This window comes from Nocardiopsis sp. NPDC049922 (genome assembly GCF_040660275.1).
Lineage (GTDB): Bacteria > Actinomycetota > Actinomycetes > Streptosporangiales > Streptosporangiaceae > Nocardiopsis.
Window position 1 is genome coordinate 13,180 of sequence record NZ_JBFAME010000019.1, and the last position, 20,928, is coordinate 34,107.

At 71.5% G+C, this 20,928-nt stretch carries 21 protein-coding genes and 1 tRNA gene; 12 read left to right on the forward strand and 10 right to left on the reverse strand.

The annotated features are described in order from the left end of the window. The first annotated feature begins 194 nt into the window (after positions 1-194). Entirely contained in the window at positions 195-1,007 is an 813-nt protein-coding gene (locus AB0I72_RS25270; RefSeq protein WP_358572915.1) for an oxygenase MpaB family protein, read from the forward strand. Positions 1,008-1,021: 14 nt separating this feature from the next. Here AB0I72_RS25270 and AB0I72_RS25275 read toward each other — a convergent pair whose 3' ends face one another. Both AB0I72_RS25275 and AB0I72_RS25280 read right to left on the reverse strand, forming a co-directional pair. After that, positions 1,022-3,997 carry a BTAD domain-containing putative transcriptional regulator gene (locus tag AB0I72_RS25275; RefSeq protein ID WP_358572917.1) on the reverse strand — a complete coding sequence of 992 codons (2,976 nt, stop codon included), beginning with the start codon at positions 3,995-3,997 and terminating at the stop codon, positions 1,022-1,024. Positions 3,998-4,122: 125 nt separating this feature from the next. Next, a complete protein-coding gene (locus AB0I72_RS25280; RefSeq protein WP_358572919.1) occupies positions 4,123-4,293 on the reverse strand; it encodes a hypothetical protein in 171 nt (56 codons plus the stop codon). Positions 4,294-5,006: 713 nt separating this feature from the next. On the opposite strand from AB0I72_RS25280, the gene AB0I72_RS25285 reads away from it, so the two are divergent. The 3 genes from AB0I72_RS25285 (at position 5,007) to AB0I72_RS25295 (ending at position 7,069) form a co-directional block, all read left to right on the forward strand. Next, positions 5,007-5,513 carry an NUDIX hydrolase gene (locus AB0I72_RS25285; RefSeq protein WP_358572921.1) on the forward strand — a complete coding sequence of 169 codons (507 nt, stop codon included), beginning with the start codon at positions 5,007-5,009 and terminating at the stop codon, positions 5,511-5,513. Between the two features lie 217 nt (positions 5,514-5,730). Beyond that, positions 5,731-6,165, forward strand: a complete 435-nt coding sequence (locus AB0I72_RS25290) for a hypothetical protein (RefSeq protein WP_358572923.1) — start codon at positions 5,731-5,733, stop codon at positions 6,163-6,165. Between the two features lie 64 nt (positions 6,166-6,229). Further along, positions 6,230-7,069, forward strand: coding sequence for a DUF2786 domain-containing protein (locus AB0I72_RS25295; protein WP_358572925.1), 840 nt, complete (start codon positions 6,230-6,232; stop codon positions 7,067-7,069). A gap of 217 nt (positions 7,070-7,286) precedes the next feature. On the opposite strand, the gene dnaN is transcribed toward AB0I72_RS25295, so the two are convergent. Together dnaN and AB0I72_RS25305 are read right to left on the reverse strand one after the other, a co-directional pair. Next, the gene (gene dnaN, locus AB0I72_RS25300; RefSeq protein ID WP_358572927.1) at positions 7,287-8,435 is read right to left on the reverse strand and encodes a DNA polymerase III subunit beta; all 1,149 of its coding nucleotides are present in this window, start codon (positions 8,433-8,435) and stop codon (positions 7,287-7,289) included. A 111-nt stretch (positions 8,436-8,546) separates the two neighbouring features. Beyond that, on the reverse strand, positions 8,547-9,005 hold the full coding sequence (locus AB0I72_RS25305; protein WP_358572994.1) for a DUF4442 domain-containing protein: 459 nt from the start codon (positions 9,003-9,005) through the stop codon (positions 8,547-8,549). 99 nt (positions 9,006-9,104) lie between these two features. Here AB0I72_RS25305 and AB0I72_RS25310 point away from each other — a divergent pair, with 99 nt between their 5' ends. From AB0I72_RS25310 to AB0I72_RS25330, 5 genes are all read left to right on the forward strand, one after another. Beyond that, complete coding sequence (locus tag AB0I72_RS25310) at positions 9,105-10,019, forward strand: LysR family transcriptional regulator (protein WP_358572929.1); 915 nt, start codon at positions 9,105-9,107, stop codon at positions 10,017-10,019. Between the two features lie 93 nt (positions 10,020-10,112). Next, entirely contained in the window at positions 10,113-11,237 is a 1,125-nt protein-coding gene (gene alc, locus AB0I72_RS25315) for an allantoicase (protein WP_358572931.1), read from the forward strand. A 119-nt stretch (positions 11,238-11,356) separates the two neighbouring features. Further along, positions 11,357-11,445: transfer RNA gene (locus AB0I72_RS25320), tRNA-Ser, on the forward strand. Between the two features lie 214 nt (positions 11,446-11,659). Beyond that, complete coding sequence (locus tag AB0I72_RS25325; protein ID WP_358572933.1) at positions 11,660-11,884, forward strand: hypothetical protein; 225 nt, start codon at positions 11,660-11,662, stop codon at positions 11,882-11,884. Between the two features lie 9 nt (positions 11,885-11,893). Continuing rightward, positions 11,894-12,115, forward strand: a complete 222-nt coding sequence (locus tag AB0I72_RS25330; RefSeq protein ID WP_358572935.1) for a hypothetical protein — start codon at positions 11,894-11,896, stop codon at positions 12,113-12,115. Between the two features lie 222 nt (positions 12,116-12,337). Here AB0I72_RS25330 and AB0I72_RS25335 read toward each other — a convergent pair whose 3' ends face one another. From AB0I72_RS25335 to AB0I72_RS25345, 3 genes are all read right to left on the reverse strand, one after another. Next, positions 12,338-13,270 (reverse strand): universal stress protein, encoded by a 933-nt coding sequence (locus tag AB0I72_RS25335; protein WP_358572937.1) that lies wholly within the window; start codon positions 13,268-13,270, stop codon positions 12,338-12,340. A gap of 60 nt (positions 13,271-13,330) precedes the next feature. Then, positions 13,331-14,260, reverse strand: coding sequence for a universal stress protein (locus AB0I72_RS25340; protein WP_358572938.1), 930 nt, complete (start codon positions 14,258-14,260; stop codon positions 13,331-13,333). A 71-nt stretch (positions 14,261-14,331) separates the two neighbouring features. After that, entirely contained in the window at positions 14,332-15,828 is a 1,497-nt protein-coding gene (locus AB0I72_RS25345) for an AAA family ATPase (RefSeq protein WP_358572940.1), read from the reverse strand. Positions 15,829-16,009: 181 nt separating this feature from the next. Between AB0I72_RS25345 and AB0I72_RS25350 the strand changes: the two genes are divergently transcribed. Together AB0I72_RS25350 and AB0I72_RS25355 are read left to right on the forward strand one after the other, a co-directional pair. Further along, positions 16,010-16,984: an NAD(P)H-quinone oxidoreductase gene (locus tag AB0I72_RS25350; RefSeq protein ID WP_358572942.1), complete on the forward strand. Its 975-nt coding sequence runs from the start codon at positions 16,010-16,012 to the stop codon at positions 16,982-16,984. A gap of 29 nt (positions 16,985-17,013) precedes the next feature. Beyond that, positions 17,014-17,550 (forward strand): bacterial proteasome activator family protein, encoded by a 537-nt coding sequence (locus AB0I72_RS25355; RefSeq protein ID WP_358572944.1) that lies wholly within the window; start codon positions 17,014-17,016, stop codon positions 17,548-17,550. 69 nt (positions 17,551-17,619) lie between these two features. On the opposite strand, the gene serS is transcribed toward AB0I72_RS25355, so the two are convergent. Further along, complete coding sequence (gene serS / locus AB0I72_RS25360) at positions 17,620-18,897, reverse strand: serine--tRNA ligase (protein ID WP_358572946.1); 1,278 nt, start codon at positions 18,895-18,897, stop codon at positions 17,620-17,622. Positions 18,898-19,043: 146 nt separating this feature from the next. On the opposite strand from serS, the gene AB0I72_RS25365 reads away from it, so the two are divergent. After that, on the forward strand, positions 19,044-19,244 hold the full coding sequence (locus AB0I72_RS25365; protein ID WP_358572948.1) for a hypothetical protein: 201 nt from the start codon (positions 19,044-19,046) through the stop codon (positions 19,242-19,244). Positions 19,245-19,250: 6 nt separating this feature from the next. On the opposite strand, the gene pheA is transcribed toward AB0I72_RS25365, so the two are convergent. Both pheA and AB0I72_RS25375 read right to left on the reverse strand, forming a co-directional pair. Then, positions 19,251-20,198, reverse strand: coding sequence for a prephenate dehydratase (pheA, locus tag AB0I72_RS25370; protein WP_358572950.1), 948 nt, complete (start codon positions 20,196-20,198; stop codon positions 19,251-19,253). A 34-nt stretch (positions 20,199-20,232) separates the two neighbouring features. Continuing rightward, on the reverse strand, positions 20,233-20,904 hold the full coding sequence (locus tag AB0I72_RS25375; protein ID WP_358572952.1) for a DUF4446 family protein: 672 nt from the start codon (positions 20,902-20,904) through the stop codon (positions 20,233-20,235). Positions 20,905-20,928 lie beyond the last annotated feature (24 nt).

Genomic DNA, 20,928 nt, shown 5'->3' on the forward strand with positions numbered 1-20,928 from the left:
CGGGGTGACCGGAAATGGCGTACGCAAGCGCGCCACGCCGACCGTACCTGTCCTTAGGGCTATATTTTCCTGTCCCGTAAAGTAGACACCGTTCGTGCGTGTCGGGCCCGAGGCCCCGAGCCCGCACGGACGGGAGCGAACCCGCACGGGCGCGCCACACCGCCCCGGAACCATCGTTGTCCTACGATCCAGACATGGGCCGATCGTCCGAAGATTCACCACTGCGCCGGATCCACTCCGAGGCCAGTCTGCTCGGGGGCGCCGCCTACGCCATCCTGCTCCAGATCGCCCATCCGAGCGTCGCGCAGGGCGTGCACGACCACAGCGACTTCTCCTCGCGCCCCCTCGACCGCCTGCGCGGCACGCTCTACTACGTCTACGGCACCTCGCTGGGCACCGGCGAGGAGCGGGCGCGGGTCCAGGCCATCGTCCGCGCCGTGCACCGCCGGGTGAACGGCCCCGGATACCGGGCGCTCGACCCCGACCTCCTGCTCTGGGTGGCCGCGACGCTGTTCCACACGTGGACGCGGCTGTACGAGCTGACCGTCGGGGAGATCGACGAGGACGAGTTCCCCGTGTTCCTGCGTGAGGCGGCGGTGTTCGCGACCGCGCTGGGCCTGCCCGAGGACGAGTGGCCCGCCACGCCCGCGGCGTTCGACGCCTACTGGAGCGAGGCGGTCGAACGGCTGGAGGTCGGCGAGACGGCGCTCGGCATCTCCCGGCAGCTCTTCTGGCCCGCCAACCGGCTGCTCTGGCCGATCACGCACGTCCAGCGGTTCCTCGCGGGCGGCCTGCTGCCGCCGAAGCTGCGTGAGAACTTCGAGATCCCCTGGTCGACGGCCCGGCAGCGGTGGTTCGACCGCGTGGTCCGGGTGACCCGCGCCGTGTACCCGAGACTCCCGCGCGTCCTGCGCGCCCTGCCGAGCAGGCTGTACCTGTGGTCCATGCGCCGGAACGGGGGATGGACGAGACCGCGCGGCGCGCGCGGGAGCCGGGCGTACCACTGAGGGGCGGGACGTCCTCAGTCGCGATCGAGCCCGGCCAGGGCCTCGCGCGCCTGCTCCAGCTCGGGCACACCCATCTCGGCGAAGGCCCGCTCGGCGTCCCGGAGCAGGGTGCGGGCGCGGTCGGTCGGCACGGTCGGCACGGGCAGGCGTCCGAGCGCGAGCGCGGCCCGGGCCGCGATGTAGCGCTCGTTGCGTTCGGCCGCGATGGCGTACGCCCGCTCCAGCTCGACCGCGGCCTCCTCGTGCCGCCCGGCGGCGTGGTAGGTCATGCCGAGGTCGGTGAGGATCTCGGCGTCACCGCTCCGGTTGCCGGACGCCTCGCCGAGTTCCAGGGCCTCGGTGTGGCACTCGACGGCCTTCTCCCAGCTCCCGGCGGCGCGGTGGGCGACCCCGAGGGCGTTGTGGATGTAGATCTGACTCGCCACGAGCTGCTGCCTCTGCGCGGACTCCAGGGCCTCGTTCAGGGTGCGGAAGGCGAGGTCCGGCTCACCGAGGCCGAGATGGGTCTCACCCATCGTGAGCCTTGCCCGCACCCGCATGTCGGCGTTGTCGTCATCGCTGGACTTGCTGAGCGCCTGCTCACAACTGCGCAACGCCTCCGGGTAGTCCCCCAGAGTCCGGTGGAGCAGCGCCAGATTCCCCCACTGCAGCGCCTCCACCTTCGTGTTCCCGGTGGTGATCGCGTACTCCAGGACGCGGCGCAGCGCCACCCGGGAGTCATCGAAGCGGCCGAGCCGCTCGTAGACCATGGCCAGGTTGGCCAGGGCGCGGTTGAGACCCTTGCGGTCCCCGACCGCCTCCAGCAGGTCACGGGCCTCCGCGAGCAGTTCCAGGGACTCGTCGAACCGCCCGGAGAGGCAGTGGGCGATGCCCAGTCCGATGAGGGTCACCGCCCGACCACGCTGGTTCCCCTGCTTGTCACTGGCCTGGAACGCTCTCTCCTGCGAGCTGATCAGCAGCGACATGTGGCCGTGCAGCGCGTAGTAACGCCACACCGACTCCGCCAGACGCCAGGCGCTGTCACCGTTGTCACCAGCGGCGAAGTACTCGATGGTGTCCGTGAGGTTCTCCTGGTGGAGGGAGAACCAGCTCTCCGCGTCCTCCCGGTCCGCGAGGTTGGTGCGATGACGGAGGGGATCCTCGTCCGGGTCCTGTACGCCCATGAGTTCCGCCGCGTGCTGGGCGGTCCTCAGGTAGAACTCCGCCAGTCGGGCCTTCGCCGCCCCGACCTCGCCGTCGGTGAAGTCGGCCAGGGCCCGGTCGAGGGAGAACGCCCTGATCAGATCGTGGAGCCTGTACACGTCCCCCTTCGGCTCGTTCAGGAGGCACACCCCGACGAGTTCCTGGAGGATGTCGTCGGCCTCCTCCAGATCCATGTCCAGGAGGGCGGCCGCTCCACCGAGGTCGACCGTGTTCCCGATCATCAGACCGAGCAGGAGAAAGGCTCGACGCTGGTCGGCGGTGAGGCTCTGGTACGAGAGGTCGATCGCGGACTCGACGCTCTGCCCCTCGACCCGCAGCTCGCGGAACTTGCGGTTCCGTTCGCCGAGCCGCCTCGCGACGTGCGCGAAGGACCACCGGGGGCGGCTGACCATGCGCCCCGCGAGGACCCGGAGCGCCAGGGGCAGGCCGTCGCAGATGCGAACGATGTCACGTGCCGCCTCGGGTTCGGCCCGCACACGATCCCGGCCGACGACACGTTCGAGGAGTTCCAGGGACGTCGCCTCGTCGAACATCCCCAGGGAGAGGAATCGCGCACCGCTGAGACCGGCGAGGTCGTTGCGCGTCGTGATCAGGGTCATCGACCCTGGCGAGGACGGCAGAAGAGGACTGACCTGCGCATAGCTGGCCGCGTTGTCCAGGATGACCAGCGTCTTGCGCCCCATGAGCGTGGCCCGCCACAGGGCCGAGCGCTCGTCGAGGGACTCGGGAAGGGACTCGGGACCCACCCCGACAGCGCGCAGGAGCGCGGCCAGCGCCGAGGCGGGGTCGAGGGGGTCCTTGTTCGCCGTGTAGCCGTAGAGGTCGATGAACAGCTGCCCGTCGGGAAAGCGCTTGCCGGCCTCGTAGCCGAACCGGACGGCGGTGGTCGTCTTCCCCTCGCCGCCGGCTCCCGTGATCACACAGACCTTGGCCAGACCGTCGTCACCGCTGGCCATCTCGTCCAGGATCCGCAGGGGTTCGCGACGCCCCGTGAAGTCCGGCAGGTCCCGGGGGAGGTCGTTGCGCACCACGTATCCGGGATCGGGCCCGTCGGAGGGCACCGGGACCGCTCCCGATTCCGTCCGAGCGTCGTCCCGGAGGATCCTGCCGTGCAGTGCGGTGAGCTCCGGCCCCGGATCGACCCCGAGCTCCTCCGCCAGGTGGGCGCGGAACGACTCGTACACGGCGAGTGCCCTGGCGCGTTCGTTGTCCCTCCACAGGGCGGTGATCAACAGGTGGTGCAACCGCTCGCGGAACGGCTGCTCACTCACCATCGGGGTGAGCCGGGAAACCACCTCCGCCTGTCTCCCGAGGTCCAGGGCGCATGACGCCCACGCGACCACGGCCGACCACTGCTCCTCACGCAGGGGGGCGACCACCGAGTGTTCGAGGAACTCGGACCCGATTCCGGAGAACGGAACCCCGCGCCAGCAGTCCAACGCCTGGTCCAGGAGTTCGACGGCGACCTCGGGTTCGGCGCTCGCGGCTCTCGCGCGCAGGGCGCGAAATCGGTGCAGGTCGACGGTCTCGGGGTCGACGTCCAGGGTGTAGCCGCCGGACGTCGTCGTGATCCGGTCCGGCAGGAGTTGGCGCAGGTGGTGGATCTGGACCTGGATGACCGAACGCGCGGTACGCGGGGGATCCTCGTTCCAGAGGTAGCCGATCAGCTGATCGACCGTGACCTCACGGCCGAGGTGGACCAGCAGGGCGCCGAGCACACAACGCTGGCGTGGTCCGCCGACCGACAACGGTCGGCCACCGGACCACGCGGCGACAGGGCCGAGCACGCCGAATTCCACAAGAGGCAACCCTACAAGGGGAATTCGCAGGCAACGAGAACGTGTGCACGGAGAACACTCCGAGTACCCCCCTCTGCACAAGTACTCGGAGTGATCGAACGACGCTCAGCGCATTACGTGTTGTTGCCGTCGTTCTCCTCGGAGGGCGTGGTCCGTGCGGGCTGCTCCTCTTCCGAAGTACTGCGCTCCGGGTCGGGCTCGCGCGAGGGGCTCATCTTCGCCTCGACGTCAGCACCGGCGATGATCGCCTCGAACTGCTCGTCGACCGTCAGCATCCTGGGCACGCGCACTCCTCTTCTCACCGCACTCGCGTAGAGCCGTAACGTGGCCCTTCGTCGTCTGTGCAGCATCATGGGGGATTCACCTCCTACGACGGAGGGCCACCCGTGGCGGTTCCGCCTGGCTCGCCACGGGTGGCATGTGTCCAACGAACGTCGGACCGGTCAACACTCACGAGCCGTCCTCTCGTGGGAACCGGTCTCGTCGAACGTGTTCCACACTGACGACATCCTCTTCCGTTCCACTTACAGTCCGCTTTCAGCGCGTGCCCGGCACGCGGACTGACGGAACGTCGTGACACGTACACCCTGGGTCCGATTTCGCCACTCCGCCAGTGTCTGGCCGAATGCGGTCAGAGACGGTAGTCGGAACACGGCAAAGGGTAAGCGGCCCGATCCTCCCACGACACCAATACCGGCATTCCCGAACGACTTTCCCGCCGACCGGCAACGGAACGGCACTTCGATGGCGCCCGTTGTCCGCACCGAAAGAACAAACCCACTCCGCATACGCCCTTTCGGACCCCCGTGCATGCGTGCGACCCGCCGAGCGATGACGAGGACGTCCGGGCCATGGGTCCATGAGGATGGCCGTGCCCGACGACGGGGCGGTCGAGGCGTGATCCGCGCCCGGCGGGCATGATCGTCCGTGGCGGATCGTTGTCCGGGAAGGGTGGACGGCCGGTCGGCCGAGCGCGACGCGAGAGAGGGAGTGCCTGATGCAGGACGGCGACGGGAACGGCTGGGTGAGTCTGCCCGACGGGACCCGGCGGTGGGGGGTGTACGGAGCGGCGGGGCTGCTGTTGTACGCCACGGACGTGGCCGGAACCGGACACGTGCTCCTCCAGTACCGTGCCGGGTGGACCCACATGGGCGGCACCTGGGGTATCCCCGGAGGAGCGCGCAACCGCGACGAGACGCCCCTGGAGGCGGCGGTGCGCGAGTTCCGCGAGGAGGTCGAGGGCGATCTCGGCGAGTTCACCGTCATCGGCTCCTACGAGCACGACCTCACCGTGTGGCGGTACGACACCTTCCTGGCCCGCACGCCCGACCTGCTGCCCTTCCGCCCCGGCAACTCCGAGAGCGAGGAGATCCGGTGGGTGCCGGTCGTCGAGACGGGGTCGCTGCCCCTGCTGCCCGCCTTCCGTTCGACCTGGGCGCACCTGCGCGCGGACCTGGCCGAGATCGGGAACGGAGCCGGGCCGGGCACTCCGGCGGGCGCCTGATCGTTGGATCCCCGTAGGGCACGCGCCCGACGGGAAGCGCGTGGTCCGTCCCCCGGGTCGGTCCACCGCCTCCGTCCACAGGTCGCCGGCGACAGACATGCTCGGGTGATGTGGGGGGAAGGTCAGGGACGGGCCCTGATGTTTCGACGACCCCCGGGGCGCATGCTGAAGGGGACGGCCGGAACGGGCGTCACTCGATTCGACTGGAGCAGTGGACATGACGCTGGAGCGCGGTAACGCATTCACTCCCGTCGCCTCGGCGACGATGATCTGGCCCTGGACCACCTCGCTGCTGGGCGGCGCGGCCGGGGGCACCCTCTTCTTCCTGCTGAACATCGGCAGCGGCGCGATCGGCGCCGGGCTGACCGCGGGGATCATCTTCTTCTCGCTGATCGGCGGCATCGGCGGTGTGATCAGCAAGAAGTCCGACCGTCGGGGCAGGCGCTGGGCCGCCAGCTACCCGTTCCGGTACGCGACCGCGCCCGCGCTGGTCGGCGGCGCCGGGTACGCGATCGTCTCCTACGCGACCTCCATCCTGACCTCGCCGATCGGCGGTCTGTTCGGCGCGGTCTTCTCCGGCCTGTTCGTCGCGGCGGCGATCTGGCTCGTCGTCGGGGTCATCGCGATGGTGGTGGGGAACAAGAGCGCCTAGGCTCGGTGTTTTCCGCCCGTGGGCGGAACCAGAACACTCACCTACGGGAGACGACCGGGCGCCGATGACTGAAGCTGCTCGTCAGAAAACGGTCGAGCGGGTCCGCGGGCTCCTCCGCATGGCGGAGGACCCCGCGGTCACCGATGCCGAGAGCCAGGCGTTCACCGCCAAGGCCGCCGAGCTGATGACCCGCCACGCGATCGCCGAGGCCGAGGCCCGCGCCGAGCGCGGCGAGGAACCCGACGCGATCAGCCGCATGAACTACGCGGTACCGGGGGTCGGCGGCCACGGCAAGGCCCGGGTCCGGGCCCTGGCCGACATCGCCGCGGCGTACGGCTGCCAGTCGGCGGTGCGCGGCAACACGGCGGAGAACACCGAGCGGACCATGATCCTGGTGGGCACGGTGAGCGCGCTGGACGCGCTGCGGATGCTGCTGCCGTCGATCTCGATGCAGATGGAGGCGTCGGCGAAGTTCATGACGTCGTCGCACGTGAGCGATATTCGGGAGCTGCGCAACTACACGCGTTCGGAGCTGGAGACCGAGCGCAAGCGCTACTACCGGTCCTTCGTGCGCGCCTACGGTCGCGCGGTGGCCGAACGGATCCGGGAGTTCCGTGCCCGGCTCCAGGAGAACGCGTCGCACGGCGGCGGATCGACCGGGTCGACGGACTGCGACGGGACGGAACCGTCGGGTCGGGGCGCGGAACTGGTGCTGCGGGACGACATCCACCGTGTGAACGAGGAGTTCCACAAGCAGTTCCCGCAACTGCGCAAGCACCGCCCCGAACGCACCCACAGCGCGGCCGGATACCGCGCCGGATACCGCCGGGGACGCGAGGCCGAACTGGGCCTGGACACGCCGGTGACCGGTGGCGGGACGTCGACCCTGACCGAGGGCGAATAGCGCCGATCGCGACGTTGTCCACAGGCTGCGCCGTTCTGTGGACTATCTGCGTTACCGCACGTCAGAGGCGGAATGCGAAGGATTTCCGGGCTGACTTCGGGGTTCGCCGGCCGTGCTGGCCGTCGGTTATCCACAGGAATGACACCGAACCTGTGGACAACTGTGGATAACCTGTGGACAACTGGGGAGAAGTCACGGAGAAAGCGTGTTCCCCGGCTCAGGAAAGCCTCAGGGGCTGCACCAGATAGCGGAAGGACGGCGCGTCCCCCTCCTTGGCCGGAACGTCGGTGAACACGGCGGGTTTGGTCGGCGCGGTGAAGTTGAGGCGCGCGGCGTCGGTCTCCATGGCCGCCAGACCGTCCATGAGGTAGTCCGGCCGGAAGGCCACGCGCAGCGGATCGCCCTCGTAGTCGACCGCGATCGCCTCGACGGCCTGGGCGTCCTCCCCCGACCCGGCCTCCAGGACCACCTCGTTCGGGGCGAAGGCCAGGCGCAGCGGCGTGGCGCGGTCGGCCACCAGGGCCACGCGCTTGACCGCCGCCAGCAGCGGTGCGACGGCGACCTGCGCCCGAGCGGAGAACTCGGTGGGGAACCACGACGCGTACGTGACGAAGTCGCTGTCGATGAGACGGGTGGTGGTGCGGCGCTCGCCGTTCTCGAAACCGATCATGCCCTCGCCCGGCGCCGTCCCCGCACCCGACGCTCCGGCCGACAGCGCGATGTCCACGTTGGACTGGCTGAGCAGCCCGCGCACGATGTCGCCCAGCGTGCGCGCGGGCACCAGCGCGGCCGCGTCGAACTCCGGGTCCTCGGGCCGCCACCACAGGTCGCGGGCGGCGATGCGGTAGCGGTCGGTGGCCACGAGGGTCAGGGTGTCGCCGGAGAAGTCCAGGTAGGCGCCGGTGAGCATGGGGAGGGTGTCGTCCCGGCTCGCCGCCGGGGTCACCTGGCGGACCGCCGTGGCCAGGGTGTCGGCGGGCACGGAGCCGACGCGGTCGGGCATCCCGGGCAGCGAGGGGTAGTCCTCCAGGGGCATGGTGACGAGCGTGAAGCGCGCGGCCCCGCCCGTGACGAGCAGTCGGGCCCCGTCGGCCTCGACGCGCACGGTGCCCTCCGGCAGGTTGCGCACGATCTCGGCGAGCAGGCGGCCGGGGACGAGCGCGGCGCCGGTCTCCTCGGAGAGCACCTCCACCGACGCTCGCGCGGAGACCTCGTAGTCGAATCCGGACAGGTGGAGCCTGGTCCCGTCTCCGGAGAGCTCCAGGCGCATCCCGGCGAGCACGGGGACGGCGGGCCTGGTGGGGAGTGCCCGGGCCGTCCAGGCGACCGCCTCGGCGAACGCGTCGCGGTCTACTCGCAGTCTCACGGTGGGACCTCCTCGTCAGCGCGGTTCACCGAGGAACGTACCCACGGGAGGCGACAATCGACGGCCCCGCCCGGGCGACGCGGGCGGGGCGAGGAGTGCGGAGGAACCGGGCTACTTCCGGTTCGGGCGCAGTGTCCACACGACGGTCATGCGGCCGGTGACGGTGCCGTCGTCGGTGCGCAGCTCGATCTCGACCGGGAACTCCGGGCGCGTGCCCTCGTCCAGCTCGGCGACGATCTCCTCGCGCGGGCGGCCGAGCGTGGCCTCGGCGGTCACGTCCCCCATGGCGAGCTTGAGGTACCTGATCTCGGCGCTGACGGCGAGCGGGACGGCCCGCTCCAGCTGGTCGCCGAAGGTGCCGATGACGATGGCGCCGGAGGCGGACTCGGCCAGGGTGAACATGGCCCCGGCGTGGGGCCCGCCGACGTGGTTGTGGTGGTCGGCGTTGTCGGGCAGGCGCATGACGGCGCGGCCGAAGTCGAGTTCGGTGAAGGTGACCCCGAGCGTGCGGGCGAAGGGCACCGCGGCCAGGAATCCGGACTTGACCATCTCCGCCGTCTCGGCGTTCATCTTTGCCATGACGCCAATGTTACTCCTGAGTAACCTCACGGCGCCACCCAGGAAGCCACCGACTTTCCGTTAAGGCGACGTGAATGGTAGTTCTGGGAGATGACCGACTGGGACCTCCGTAAACTGCGCGTGCTCCGCACCCTGGACGAACTCGGCACCGTCCGGGCCACCGCCGAGGCGCTGCGCATGACCCCCTCCGCCGTGTCCCAACAGCTCTCCTCGCTGTCCAAGCAGACCGGCGTCCCCCTCCTGGAGGCCCACGGCCGCCGCGTACGGCTCACCGACGCCGCCCACGTGCTGCTCCGGCACACCGACATCGTCCTCGCCCAACTGGAGCGGGCCGAGGCCGAGCTGGAGGGGTTCGCGCGCGGGGAGGCGGGTCACGTGCGCGTGGGGTCGTTCGCCACCGCCATCCCCAGGCTCGTCGTCCCCGCCGTGAGCGCGCTGCGCCGCGACCATCCCGGGCTCACCGTGAAGGTGCACCAGGCCGACGCGGCCGAGGTCTACGACCTGCTCTCCGCCGGTGAGATCGACATCGGCCTCTCCCTCGCCGCGCAGGCCCCCACCGGCCAGGACGGCAGGTTCGACCGCGCCGAACTGCTCACCGACCCGCTCGACGTGGCGCTGCCCTCGCACCACCGGCTGGCCAACGCCCCCGGCCCCCGCCTGGCCGAGCTCGCCGACGAGCCGTGGATCTACGGCGACGCGGGCCCCTGGCGGGACATCACCATCGCCGCGTGCGCCCAGGCGGGGTTCGTGCCCGAGCAGGCGCACGTGGCGGCCGACTGGCGGGCCATCCTCGACATGGTCGCCGCCGGAATGGGCGTCGCGCTGATCCCGCGCCTGGCCGCCGCGAGCCGCACCCCCGGGGTCGCCCTGCGGGTCCTGCCCACCGACCAGCCCCGCCGGCACGTGGTCTCGGCCGTGCGCTCCGGAGCCCGCGAACGGCCCTGGATCGCCCTGGTCACCCGAGCCCTGAACGACGCCGCCGTCGCCTTGCCCAATGTTCAGTAATTCAGAACAGACTGAGCAGAAAGTGTCGATGGACGTGACCGATTTCTCCTGAGAGCCTGAAAGCGTCCACGGACACCGGCCCTCGGGAGAGACATGACCGCACCCGCCCCCTTCGATCCGCGCGCCTTCAACGCCCAGCCGTACCAGGGAGGGGACCCGTACGCGGACTACCGTGCCGCCAAGCGCGACTTCTCCACCCTCGTGGACCTCGCCGATCGCCGACTGGGGGGCGGTGTCGTCGCCGCCAACGACGAGTTCTTCGCCGAGCGGGAGAACCTGCTCAAGCCCGAGCCCGCCGTGTTCGACCCCGAGGCCTTCGGCCACAAGGGCAAGGTCATGGACGGCTGGGAGACCCGCCGCCGCCGCGGTGTGAGCGCCGAGCAGCCGCACCCCACCGGCGACGACCACGACTGGGCCCTGGTCCGCCTCGGCCTGCCCGGCGTCATCCGCGGGCTGGTCGTGGACACCGCGCACTTCCGCGGCAACCACCCCACCGAGATCAGCGTCGAGGCCGCCCACCTGAGCGGCACGCCCTCCACCGAGGAGCTGCTCTCCGCCGAGTGGACCGAGATCGTCCCCCGCACCCCCGTGTACGGGCACGCCGCGAACGACTTCGAGGTCACCCGGGAGCGCCGCTGGACGCACCTGCGTCTCAAGCAGTTCCCCGACGGCGGTGTGGCCCGCCTGCGCGTGTACGGCGAACCGGTCGCCGACCCCGCCTGGCTCTCGGCGCTGGACAGCTTCGACGTGGCGGCGCTGGTCAACGGCGGTCTGGTCGAGGACGCCTCGGACCGGTTCTACTCGCCGCCGGAGAACATCATCGCCCCGGGCCGCTCCGCGAAGATGGACGACGGCTGGGAGAACCGGCGCCGCCGCGACAAGGAGAACGACTGGGTGCGCTTCCGGCTCACCGCACAGGCCTCGGTCCGCGCCATCGAGCTGGACACCGCCTACCTGAAGGGCAACTCCGCCGGGTGGGTGACCATCCTCGGCTGTGACGCGGAGACCGACCCGGACACGTGGTTCGAGATCGTGAGCCGCACCAGGCTCCAGCCGGACAGCGCCCACCGGTTCCTGCTCGACTCCCCGGCCACCGTGACGCACATCCGCACGGACGTCTTCCCCGACGGCGGCATGGCCCGCCTGCACGTCCTCGGCTCCCTGACCGGAACCGGCCGCACCGCCCTGGCCGACCGCTGGGAGTCCCTCACCGGCTGACCCCCACCAGCCGCGTCGCCCCCGACGCCCGTGCCCCCGGCGTCGGGGGCGCGAACGTACCGGGGTGTGGATTGACGGGCCATGCCCTAACATGACTGGCGGAGACCAGCGCTCCCCCAGGAGGGTTCGCATAGCGGCCGAGTGCAGTGCTCTTGAAAAGCACCAAGTCCTTGACGGGGCTTCGTGGGTTCAAATCCCACACCCTCCGCCGAAGCCGTGAGTCGCAGCAGGTCGGCGACTCACGGCGAAGACACCGAAGGCCGGTGGCCCTGGCCCGTTGCCCATTCATCGCACACGGGCCGGATGGCCACCGGCCTTCGTCGTTCCCGCACTCAGGCGCCAAGGGTTGCGCCAGCCGTTCGGCCCGGGTCTACTGACCAGTAGGCGTAGACCCCCACGATCACAGATGTGGAACCCACCGGATGCGATACCGCCCACCACCGCGCAGATGGATGCTCGTCACGCTGGCGGTCTGCTTCGTGGTTCAGCTCATCCTCGTCCCTTTCGGCGTGTACATCCTGGTGACCACCGGCCGTTGGAGCAGTCTCGCGATGGCGGCGGCGTGGACGGTGACCCTTCCCGTTCTCATCGTCCAGCAAAGACGTGCCTACATCGAGAACCAACGCACATCCTCGGAAGAGCAGTAGGTGTCAGCCATGGCGGACCGACTCGGCCTGATATCCCTCGTGAGCACCACCCTCATGGCCGTACTCACGGCGGGGAACCTGGCCGAGGACGACTTCCTGGCGGCCGCGTGTACCGGGGCCGCCGCAGTCGTGTGCGCGGTCGTGAGCGTCAAGGGGTACGTCCAAGCGCAACGAAGGCAGAGGGCCGGAACCAGCAGGGGCACAGCGCGTCCTGACGGCCCCCGGACATGACCGCGCGAAACCTGCTCTGGGCTGTCCTGTTCATCCCGTAGCCCTGGTCAAGGTCGTGGTGTCGTCGTACAGGCGCACAACGAAGCGGTCACACAAGCACTGGCGACGAACGTCCTCGACATCGTCGAAGAAGACCGGCGACTCGTCCCGCCCCGGGGCGGCGTCCACCGACGCGGTGTCGGAGGACGCCGCCCCGTCGGCGTCCTCGGCGACCCGCGACCGCTACGCGTACTCCTCCGCGTGCTTGGGCAGCACCACCACCGGGACCGTCGAGTGGTGCAGCACCCCCTGGCTGACCGAACCCAGCAGCGGGCCGCGCACGCTCCCCCGTCCGCGCGATCCCACCACGATGGCGTCCGCCCCCTCGGCCGCCCTCACCAGCGCGTCCACCGCGTTGGACTGGGTGCGCACCACGCTCACCCGCACGTTCACGTCCTCGCGCTGCTCGTCGACGACGTCCGCCAACAGCTCCGCCACGAGCTCCTCCGACTTGCGGTCCAGCACGTGGTCCTGCGGCTGGTACCCCGCGGCGGTGAGCGCGACGGGATCGTAGGGGAAGGCCACCTCCCAGCTGTTGACCACGACCAGCTCCCCGTCGCTCTCCTGCGCCAGGTCGACCGCCAGCCGCAGCGCCCTGCGGGCGGTCGAGGACCCGTCGACCCCGACCACGATCCGGTCCAGGCTCGTGCTCGCGGGCTTGCTGTCCTCCCCCACGGGCACGACCACGACCGGGCACGGCGCGTGTCCCGACAGCCGCACGCTGACCGAACCCGCGAACATCGACGCCACGGTTCCCATGCCCCTCGTGCCGACCACGATGAGGTCCCCCGGGTGGGCCTGCCGGATGAGCGCCAGCGGCGCCTCCTCCAGTGCCGTCAGCGTCCGCACCGTCACCGACGGCGCGATCGCCCGCGCGTACTCCGTGGCGCGCTGCAGGATCTTCCCGGCCTGCCCCGACATCTCCTCCGTCGGCTGGAAGCGGACCGGGCCGCCGTATGCCGTCACGACCAGGGGCATCCCCAACGCGTGGAGGACGGTCAGCGGCGTCCCCCTGCGCCCGGCCTCGACCGCCGCCCACTCCAGCGCCGCACGCGCGTTGTCCGACCCGTCCACCCCCACCAGGACCTGGGGTGAGTGCCGCTTGCTGTCTGCCATGGTCTCTCCTTCGAACCCTTCGTCACCGAGCGGACCGCCCCGACGCGGGAGCGGCGCGGCTCAGGTGTCCTCGGAATGCGGGGGCAGCACCGCGACCGGGACGGGCGCGTGGCGCAGCACCCCCTGGCTCACCGAGCCGAGCAACAGCCCGCTCACCCCGCCGCGGCCCCGCGAGCCCACCACGATCAGGTCCGCGTCCCGCCCCGCCTCCAACAGCGACTCCACCGGGTCAGCTTGCATCCGCACGGCACTGATGTCCAACTTCTCGGTCCGGTCGTCGATCACCTCGGCGAGCACGCCCGCGACGATCTCCTCCGACTGCCGGTCGAACACCTCCTCGTGGGCCTCACGCGCGTCCGCCTCCAGCGCGGTCGTGTCCGCGGGCAGCGGCACCTCCCAGCTGTTGACGACCTGGACGGACGCTCCGGTGACCAGGGCCTCCTGGAGACCGAACCGGAGCGCGCGGCGCGAGGAGTCGGATCCGTCGACGCCCACGACGATCCGCCCCCTCGGCTTCGGCGGCCCCTCCGCCGGGGTGGGCTCGTCCTCGTGCGCGGGCACGAACACCACCGGGCACGGAGCCTCCGTCGCCCGCACACTCACCGACCCGTGCAGGATCGCGCGCACCGCGCCCAACCCCCGGGAGCCGACCACGATGACGTCCCCGTGCCGGGCCTCGCCCATCACCGAGCCCGGACCGTCCTCCGCGGACAGGACGGTCACCACGTCCACCCCCGGATGGGTGCCGCGCACCAGGTCGGCGGCGTCCTCCAACAGGCCCCGCGCGTACCTGCGCGCCTCCTCGGCCGCCGCGCGGCGCTCCGGGGAGCCGTGCGCCACGACCACGGAGGGCTCGCCCATCCCGTGCACGATCCTCAGTTGCGCCGCGCGCCGTGCCGCGGCCTCGGCCGCCCACTCCAGGGCGGCGTGCGCCGCGGGCGTGCCGTCCACCCCGACGACGACGGCCGACGGACGTTCCTCTGCGCTCATGATCAACCCCCTCCACTCTTCATTGTCGGGGCTGCGCGCGGAGAAACCGGGACCGCCGTGTGCCCGTCGTCTCATCCCCGCGAGGCGAAGCCCTCCCCGACGCTCGCCGCCAGGTTCAGGTAGGCGTCGCTGGTCGCGGGGGAGAGCTGTTCCAGATCCACCTCCGCCCCCTCCTCCAGGTGGCCGTCCCACGGCACCCGCACGACGGCGCGGCACCGTCCGGCGAAGTGCTCCTCGAGCCGACCGAGGTCGACGCTGCTCCTGCCGTTGGACCGGACCATCGACAGCACGACGACGGCCCCGCGGACGAGGTTCACGTACCCGTGGGCCTCCAGCCAGTCGAGGGTGGCGCTCGCGCTGCGCGCCCCGTCCACGGACGCCGAGCTCACGAGCACCACCTGGTCCGCCAGTCCCAGCACCCCGCGCATCGCGGAGTGGAGCAGACCCGTGCCGCAGTCGGTGATGCAGATGGAGTAGAAGTGCTCGACGATCCGGGCGACCTCCCGGTAGTCCGCCTCGCTGAACGCCTCCGACACCGCGGGGTCCCGGTCCGAGGCCAGGATCTCCAACCGGCTGGGCGCCTGGGAGGTGAACCCGCGGATGTCCGCGTAACGGGACACCAGGTGGCGCTCGTTGAGCAGGTCGCGAATGGTGGCCGCGGTCTCCAGCCGCACCTTGTCCGAGAGCGTGCCCCGGTCGGGGTTGGCGTCCACGGCCAGCACCCGGTCTCCGCGCAGGGAGGCGAGGGTGGCGCCGAGGGCGACCGAGGTGGTGGTCTTGCCGACCCCGCCCTTGAGGCTCAGCACCGCCACCCGGTGGTGCCCCGACGCCACCGGTGTGCACGCGCGGGCGACGAGCTCACGCTGGTGCAGCACGCGCGGCGACTCCCCGGGGTTGACCAGGCCGAGGGTGGCGGTGTGCACGGCCCTGCGCCAGCCCCCGGTCGGTCCCTGGCGCCGGTTGCGGACCAGCGTGGCTGCGCTGAGCGAGTCGGCGGTCTCGCCGGCCTCTCCCGGGGGCCGGGCGCCGGTGTCCGGGACGGGCCGCCGGGTGGACGGCGTGACGGCCGCCCGTGGACCGGTGAGGGAGGGCGGCGGCTCGGGACCGGTCGGGCGCCAGGGCGTGATGACCCCGTCCGTGTCCGCACCCGCCGCCGGCGGTGGCGCGTCGACGCGTTCGGCCTCCAGCGGCGGCAGCTGCTCGGGTTCGGGCACGTCGGGATCAGGACGAAGCAGGCGCGGCGCCAGGGGGTCCGGGACGGCCTGGTCCGCGCGCCCGGGACGGATCGGACGCCGCGGGCGCTCACGCGGCGCGGGGGGTTCCGCGTCGGCGCGCTCGTCGGGATCCGCCGACTCCCCCTCCGGCTCCGCGGCCTCGGGAATCCGGTCCCCGGACGCCACGGGTCCCGGTTCCTCCTCCGGAGCCGGGGCGTCCTCGGGCAACCGGGCGTAGGGCGGCGGCGGTGGCGCCGCTCCCTCGAACTCCCCGAACCACTGCTCCCTGGGGGTGGGGGCGGCCGGGCCGGGAGCGGCCTCCCCGTCCGAACCGTTCTGTTCCTGGTGTGCCACCAGAGTTCTCCTCAAGAGGCGTCAAGGGGTGTGCTGAGGGGGAGGGGCCCCACGGGGCGTGACCGGGGCCACCCCCGGTCCCACTCATACCCGCACTCGCCAAGCAAAGCATCCCGGTCGCGGACGTGAACGCGCGGATCCCCGCACCCGTGGGCACCCGCCACTGGGTACTGTCAGCCTCATGTACGCGATCCGCATCACCGAGCCCGGCGGCCCCGATGTGCTGTCGTGGTCCGAGGTTCCCGACCCGGTCGCGGGGCCGGGCGAGGTCCTCGTCGACGTGACCGCCAGCGCGGTCAACCGGGCCGACGTCGCCCAACGCCAGGGCGCCTATCCGCCGCCGCCCGGCGCCTCCGAGTACCCGGGCCTGGAGTGCTCGGGCACGGTGGCCGCGCTCGGCCCCGGAACCGAGGACTCCGGATGGTCCGTGGGCGACCCCGTGTGCGCCCTGCTCTCCGGTGGCGGCTACGCCGAACGCGTCGCCGTGCCGGTGGATCAGCTGCTCCCCGTGCCGAAGGGGGTCGGCCTGACCGAGGCGGCCGCCCTGCCCGAGGCCGCCAGCACCGTGTGGTCCAACCTGGTGATGGTCGGCGCCCTCCAGAGGGGGGAGACGCTCCTCGTGCACGGCGGCGGCAGCGGGATCGGCACCTTCGCGATCCAGTTCGCCCGCGCCCTGGGCGCCCGGGTGGCGGTCACCGCGGGCAGCGAGGAGAAGCTGCGCGCCTGCCGTGAGCTGGGCGCCGAGATCACCGTCGACCACCGCTCCGAGGACTTCGCCGAACGCGTGCGCGCCGAGGGCGGCGCCGACGTGATCCTCGACATCATGGGCGGCTCCTACCTGGACGCCAACCTGCGGTCGCTCAGGACCGACGGACGCCTGATCGTCATCGGTCTCATGGGCGGCCGCGGCGCGGAACTCGACCTCGGGCGCATGCTCGCCAAGCGCCTCTCGGTGCACGCGACCACGCTCCGCTCCCGCCCCGTCGAGGCGAAGGCGACCATCGTCGCGGGAGTACGGGACGAGGTCTGGCCGTTGGTGGAGAAGGGGGCCGTCCGCCCCGTCGTCGACCGGGCCGTGCCGATGCGGAACGCGGCGGAGGCGCATCGCGTCTTGGAATCGAGCGCGCACACGGGCAAGATCCTGCTCACCCTGTGACAGCCGACGACATCCGATGAAGGGGACTGATGACCAGCGCAGACAACCACAACGAGCAGCCCCACATCCTGGTGGTGGGCACTGACCACCACGGCGGGGGCGACGACGGCCACGAGGAGCCCCGCACCCTCACCGACATGGTGGAGCAGCCCGCCAAGGTGATGCGGATCGGCAGCATGATCCGCCAGCTCCTGGACGAGGTGAAGGCCGCTCCCCTCGACGAGGCCAGCAGGGCCCGGCTCAAGGAGATCCACACCTCCTCGATCAAGGAGCTGGAGGACGGCCTGGCCCCCGAGCTCATCGAGGAGCTGGAGCGCCTGACCCTGCCGTTCGCCGACGGAGCCGCCCCCAGCGACGCGGAGCTGCGGATCGCCCAGGCCCAGCTGGTGGGCTGGCTGGAGGGCCTGTTCCACGGGATCCAGACCACCCTCTTCGCCCAGCAGATGGCGGCCCGGGCCCAGCTGGAGAACATGCGCAAGGCGCTGCCGCCGGGCGTCTCCGGCCTCCAGGGCACGGCCGGACCGGGCGAGGACGGCGGGATGTCCGCGGGCGGCCCCTACCTGTAGCCCGCCCACGCACGAACGGAGCCCGAACGGACGTCATTCGGGCTCCGTGCGTTGTGCGCCGTCGCGGTCCTACCGCTTCCTCGGAGCGGTCACCGGCTCCAGGACGTCGCGGCCCAGGTACGGACGGAGCGCCTCGGGAACGACGACGGATCCGTCCTCCCGCTGGTGGTTCTCCAGGATCGCGACGATCCACCGCGTGGTGGCCAGCGTCCCGTTGAGCGTGGCGGCGAACCGCGGCTTGCCCTCGCCGTCGCGGAAGCGCACGTTGAGCCGCCGGGACTGGAAGTCCGTGCAGTTCGACGTCGACGTGAGCTCGCGGTAGGTCTCCTGGGTCGGGATCCACGCCTCGCAGTCGAACTTGCGCGCCGCGCTCGTGCCCAGGTCGCCGCCGGCGATGTCCACCACGCGGTAGGGCAGGTCGAGCTTGTCCAGCATCTCCCGCTCCCAGGCCAGCAGCCGCAGGTGCTCCTCGTCGGCCTGGTCCGGGTGCGCGTAGACGAACATCTCCACCTTGTTGAACTGGTGGACGCGGATGATGCCGCGGGTGTCCTTGCCGTAGGAGCCCGCCTCCCGGCGGAAGCACGGCGACCACCCGATGTAGCGGTTCGGCAGGGAGTCGGGGGGCAGGATCTCCCCGGAGTGGTACCCGGCCAGCGGCACCTCGGAGGTGCCGACCAGGTACAGGTCGTCGTTGTCCAGGTGGTAGACCTCGTCGGAGTGCTCGCCGAGGAAACCGGTGCCCTCCATCGTCTCCGGCTTGACCAGGACCGGCGGGATCATCGGGGTGAAGCCCGCCTGAACCGCCTGGTTCATCGCCATGTTGAGCAGTGCCAGCTCCAGCTGGGCGCCCACGCCGGTGAGGAAGTAGAACCGCGCGCCGGAGACCTTGGCGCCGCGCTCCATGTCGATGGCGCCGAGCATCTCGCCCAGCTCCAGGTGGTCGCGCGGGGTGAAGTCGAAGCTCCGCGGCTCGCCCACGGTCTCCACGACCCGGAAGTCGTCCACGCCGCCCTCGGGGGCGTCCGGCTGGACGATGTTCGGCACGCGCGAGAGCACGGCGTCCAGCTCGTCGGCGAGTCGGCCCGCCTCCGCCTCGGCCTCCTTGACCTCGGCGGCCAGCGACTTGGCCCGCCGCAGGAGCTCCTCGCGCTCCTCGGGGGAGGCCTTGGAGACGGACTTGCCCACGCTCTTCTGCTCGGCGCGCAAGGACTCGAACCGGGTGAGCGCCGATCGGCGACTGGCGTCGAGTTCGAGCAGCCGGTCGGCGACGGAGGCGTCCTCCCCGCGGGCCCGCTGCGAGGCACGGAGTCGTTCGGGGTCTTCTCGAAGAGCGCGAAGGTCGATCACGTCTTGCAGGTTACCGCCCGACCCACCCGGCACCGACACTTTTCCCGTAGTCGCGTCATAACCGGGAGCGATCGCCGTCCTCCTCCACGACGGGGACGACACGCGCGCCGACGGCCGTCGGCGCACCGGCACGGGGGAGACACAGCGTGAAGCCACTGAGCGAGATGACGACCGGGGAGCTCAGCGAGGCCCTGGTCGCCCTGGACGCGTCCCGGCCCGAGGACACCGCCCTGCGGTTGGCCCTCCACCTGGAGCTGCGCCGGGCCGCGGCGGAGGAGTGGCCGCTCGACGACGGGGCCGCCGGTCGCCTCGGACCCTGCGAGGAGGCCGGATCGGAGGACGGGTAGGGCGTGTCAGTCCACGTACCCCGCGCGGACGCGGGCCAGCCACCGCTCGGCCTCGACGAAGTCCGCGTCCGTGGTGGGCCGCGGCCGCAGCGGCGGGTCGATCTCCGTGGCCCGTCCGCTGCGCGGATAGCTGCCGAGGAAGCGCACGTCGCGGCAGACACGGCGGATGCCCATGAGCGCCTCCCCGACCCGCGCCTCGGCCACGTGGCCCTCGGCGTCGATGCAGAAGCAGTAGTTGCCCAGCCCGTCGCCGGTCGGACGGGACTCCAGCCGGGTCAGGTTGACCCCCCGCACGGCGAACTGGTTGAGCAGTTCGATCAGCGCGCCGGGGTGGTCGTCGGCGATGAACGCGACCAGGGAGGTCAGGTCGGCCCCCGTGGGCTCGGGCAGCACCCCGGGCCGCGACAGGTAGATGAACCGGGTGGCGGCGTCGGAGCGGTCGCCGACCCCGGTGGCCAGCGCGTTCAGGCCGTAACGCTCTCCGGCGATCACCGCGCAGATCGCGGCGTCGTAGGGCGCGCCGGGCTCGGACACCGAACGCGCGGCGGCGGCCGTGGAGGACACGGTGTGCGTGTCGGCGTCGGGCAGGTGCCGCGACAGCCATCCCCGGCACTGGGCCAGGGCGTGCGGGTGGGTCGCCACCCGCTTGACGTCCTCCAGCACCGTCCCGGGCCGGGCGAACAGCGCGAACTCCACCGGAACGGCGGTCTCCCCGGTGATGACCAGCGGGTCGCCGTTGATCAGCTCGGCGATGGTCGCGGTGACGCTGCCCTCGACCGAGTTCTCCAGCGGCACCACGCCGCCGTCGACCGCACCCGACCGGACCGCGTCGAAGACGGCGGCGACCCCGTCACAGGGGACGCGGGCGCCGTCGGGCGCGCCGGGACGCAGGTCGCGCAGCGCGGCTTCGGTGAAGGTGCCCTCGGGGCCGAGGTAGGCGTAACGGTTGGGCATGGTGTTCAGGCTATACGGCCGGGGTCAGGCGCGCTCATGCCCCGGCGCCCGGCACGCCCGCCGGGTCGCTCACCGGCTCGTTCCCGGAGCGCTCCGCGGGCTCGTCCCGTGTGTCGTCCACCCTGATCACGGTCACCGGGAACTCCTCGGCGTCGGCGGGCACGGCCTCGTCGCCGGGCACGGCCTCGTCGCCGCGCGCGTCGGCCCGGCCCTGCTCGGCCTCCGGGGCGTCGGTGGTCGTGGAGGCGTCCGCGGCGTCCGGCTCCTCGGTGTGGACCTCGGCGTCCTCGTCCGGGACGACGGCGGTCGCGCCGACGCCGTTGCCCAGACGGGCCGAGCGGATCACCCGGTACTCCTCCGGGCTGAGCAGCGTGTCGGCCTCGCCGCGGGTGACCTCCTTGGCGTAGGTCCGCGACTCGGTCCGCCCGTTGATCGAGGTGAGCACCACGCCGTCGCCCTCGCTGTTGAGCATCGCGAGGGAGAACGAGCGCGCGCCCGACATCTCCTCCAGCGCGTCGTAGTGCAGGACCGCGACGTCGCGGACGGCGCGCGGGTCGATGCCGGAGGCGCTGAGCGAGACCGTCCGATCGGCCAACGCGCGGGCGTCACCGCTGATCTCGCGTGTCCGGACCAGCGCGTACCCGCCGAGGACGAGCCCGCCCACACCCGCGAACATGCCTATCGAAGTCAGGATCGAAGTGAACACAGCGCGAGCGTAGCGCTACACAAC

Excerpts from the sequence above, each read along its gene's own strand:
- AB0I72_RS25270 (WP_358572915.1), top strand. The coding sequence starts at position 195 with ATGGGCCGATCGTCCGAAGATTCACCACTGCGCCGGATCCACTCCGAG.
- AB0I72_RS25285 (WP_358572921.1), top strand. The coding sequence starts at position 5,007 with ATGCAGGACGGCGACGGGAACGGCTGGGTGAGTCTGCCCGACGGGACC.
- AB0I72_RS25290 (WP_358572923.1), top strand. The coding sequence starts at position 5,731 with ATGACGCTGGAGCGCGGTAACGCATTCACTCCCGTCGCCTCGGCGACG.
- AB0I72_RS25295 (WP_358572925.1), top strand. The coding sequence starts at position 6,230 with ATGACTGAAGCTGCTCGTCAGAAAACGGTCGAGCGGGTCCGCGGGCTC.
- AB0I72_RS25305 (WP_358572994.1), bottom strand. The coding sequence starts at position 9,005 with ATGAACGCCGAGACGGCGGAGATGGTCAAGTCCGGATTCCTGGCCGCG.
- AB0I72_RS25310 (WP_358572929.1), top strand. The coding sequence starts at position 9,105 with ATGACCGACTGGGACCTCCGTAAACTGCGCGTGCTCCGCACCCTGGAC.
- alc (WP_358572931.1), top strand. The coding sequence starts at position 10,113 with ATGACCGCACCCGCCCCCTTCGATCCGCGCGCCTTCAACGCCCAGCCG.
- AB0I72_RS25325 (WP_358572933.1), top strand. The coding sequence starts at position 11,660 with ATGCGATACCGCCCACCACCGCGCAGATGGATGCTCGTCACGCTGGCG.
- AB0I72_RS25330 (WP_358572935.1), top strand. The coding sequence starts at position 11,894 with ATGGCGGACCGACTCGGCCTGATATCCCTCGTGAGCACCACCCTCATG.
- AB0I72_RS25335 (WP_358572937.1), bottom strand. The coding sequence starts at position 13,270 with ATGGCAGACAGCAAGCGGCACTCACCCCAGGTCCTGGTGGGGGTGGAC.
- AB0I72_RS25340 (WP_358572938.1), bottom strand. The coding sequence starts at position 14,260 with ATGAGCGCAGAGGAACGTCCGTCGGCCGTCGTCGTCGGGGTGGACGGC.
- AB0I72_RS25350 (WP_358572942.1), top strand. The coding sequence starts at position 16,010 with ATGTACGCGATCCGCATCACCGAGCCCGGCGGCCCCGATGTGCTGTCG.
- AB0I72_RS25355 (WP_358572944.1), top strand. The coding sequence starts at position 17,014 with ATGACCAGCGCAGACAACCACAACGAGCAGCCCCACATCCTGGTGGTG.
- pheA (WP_358572950.1), bottom strand. The coding sequence starts at position 20,198 with ATGCCCAACCGTTACGCCTACCTCGGCCCCGAGGGCACCTTCACCGAA.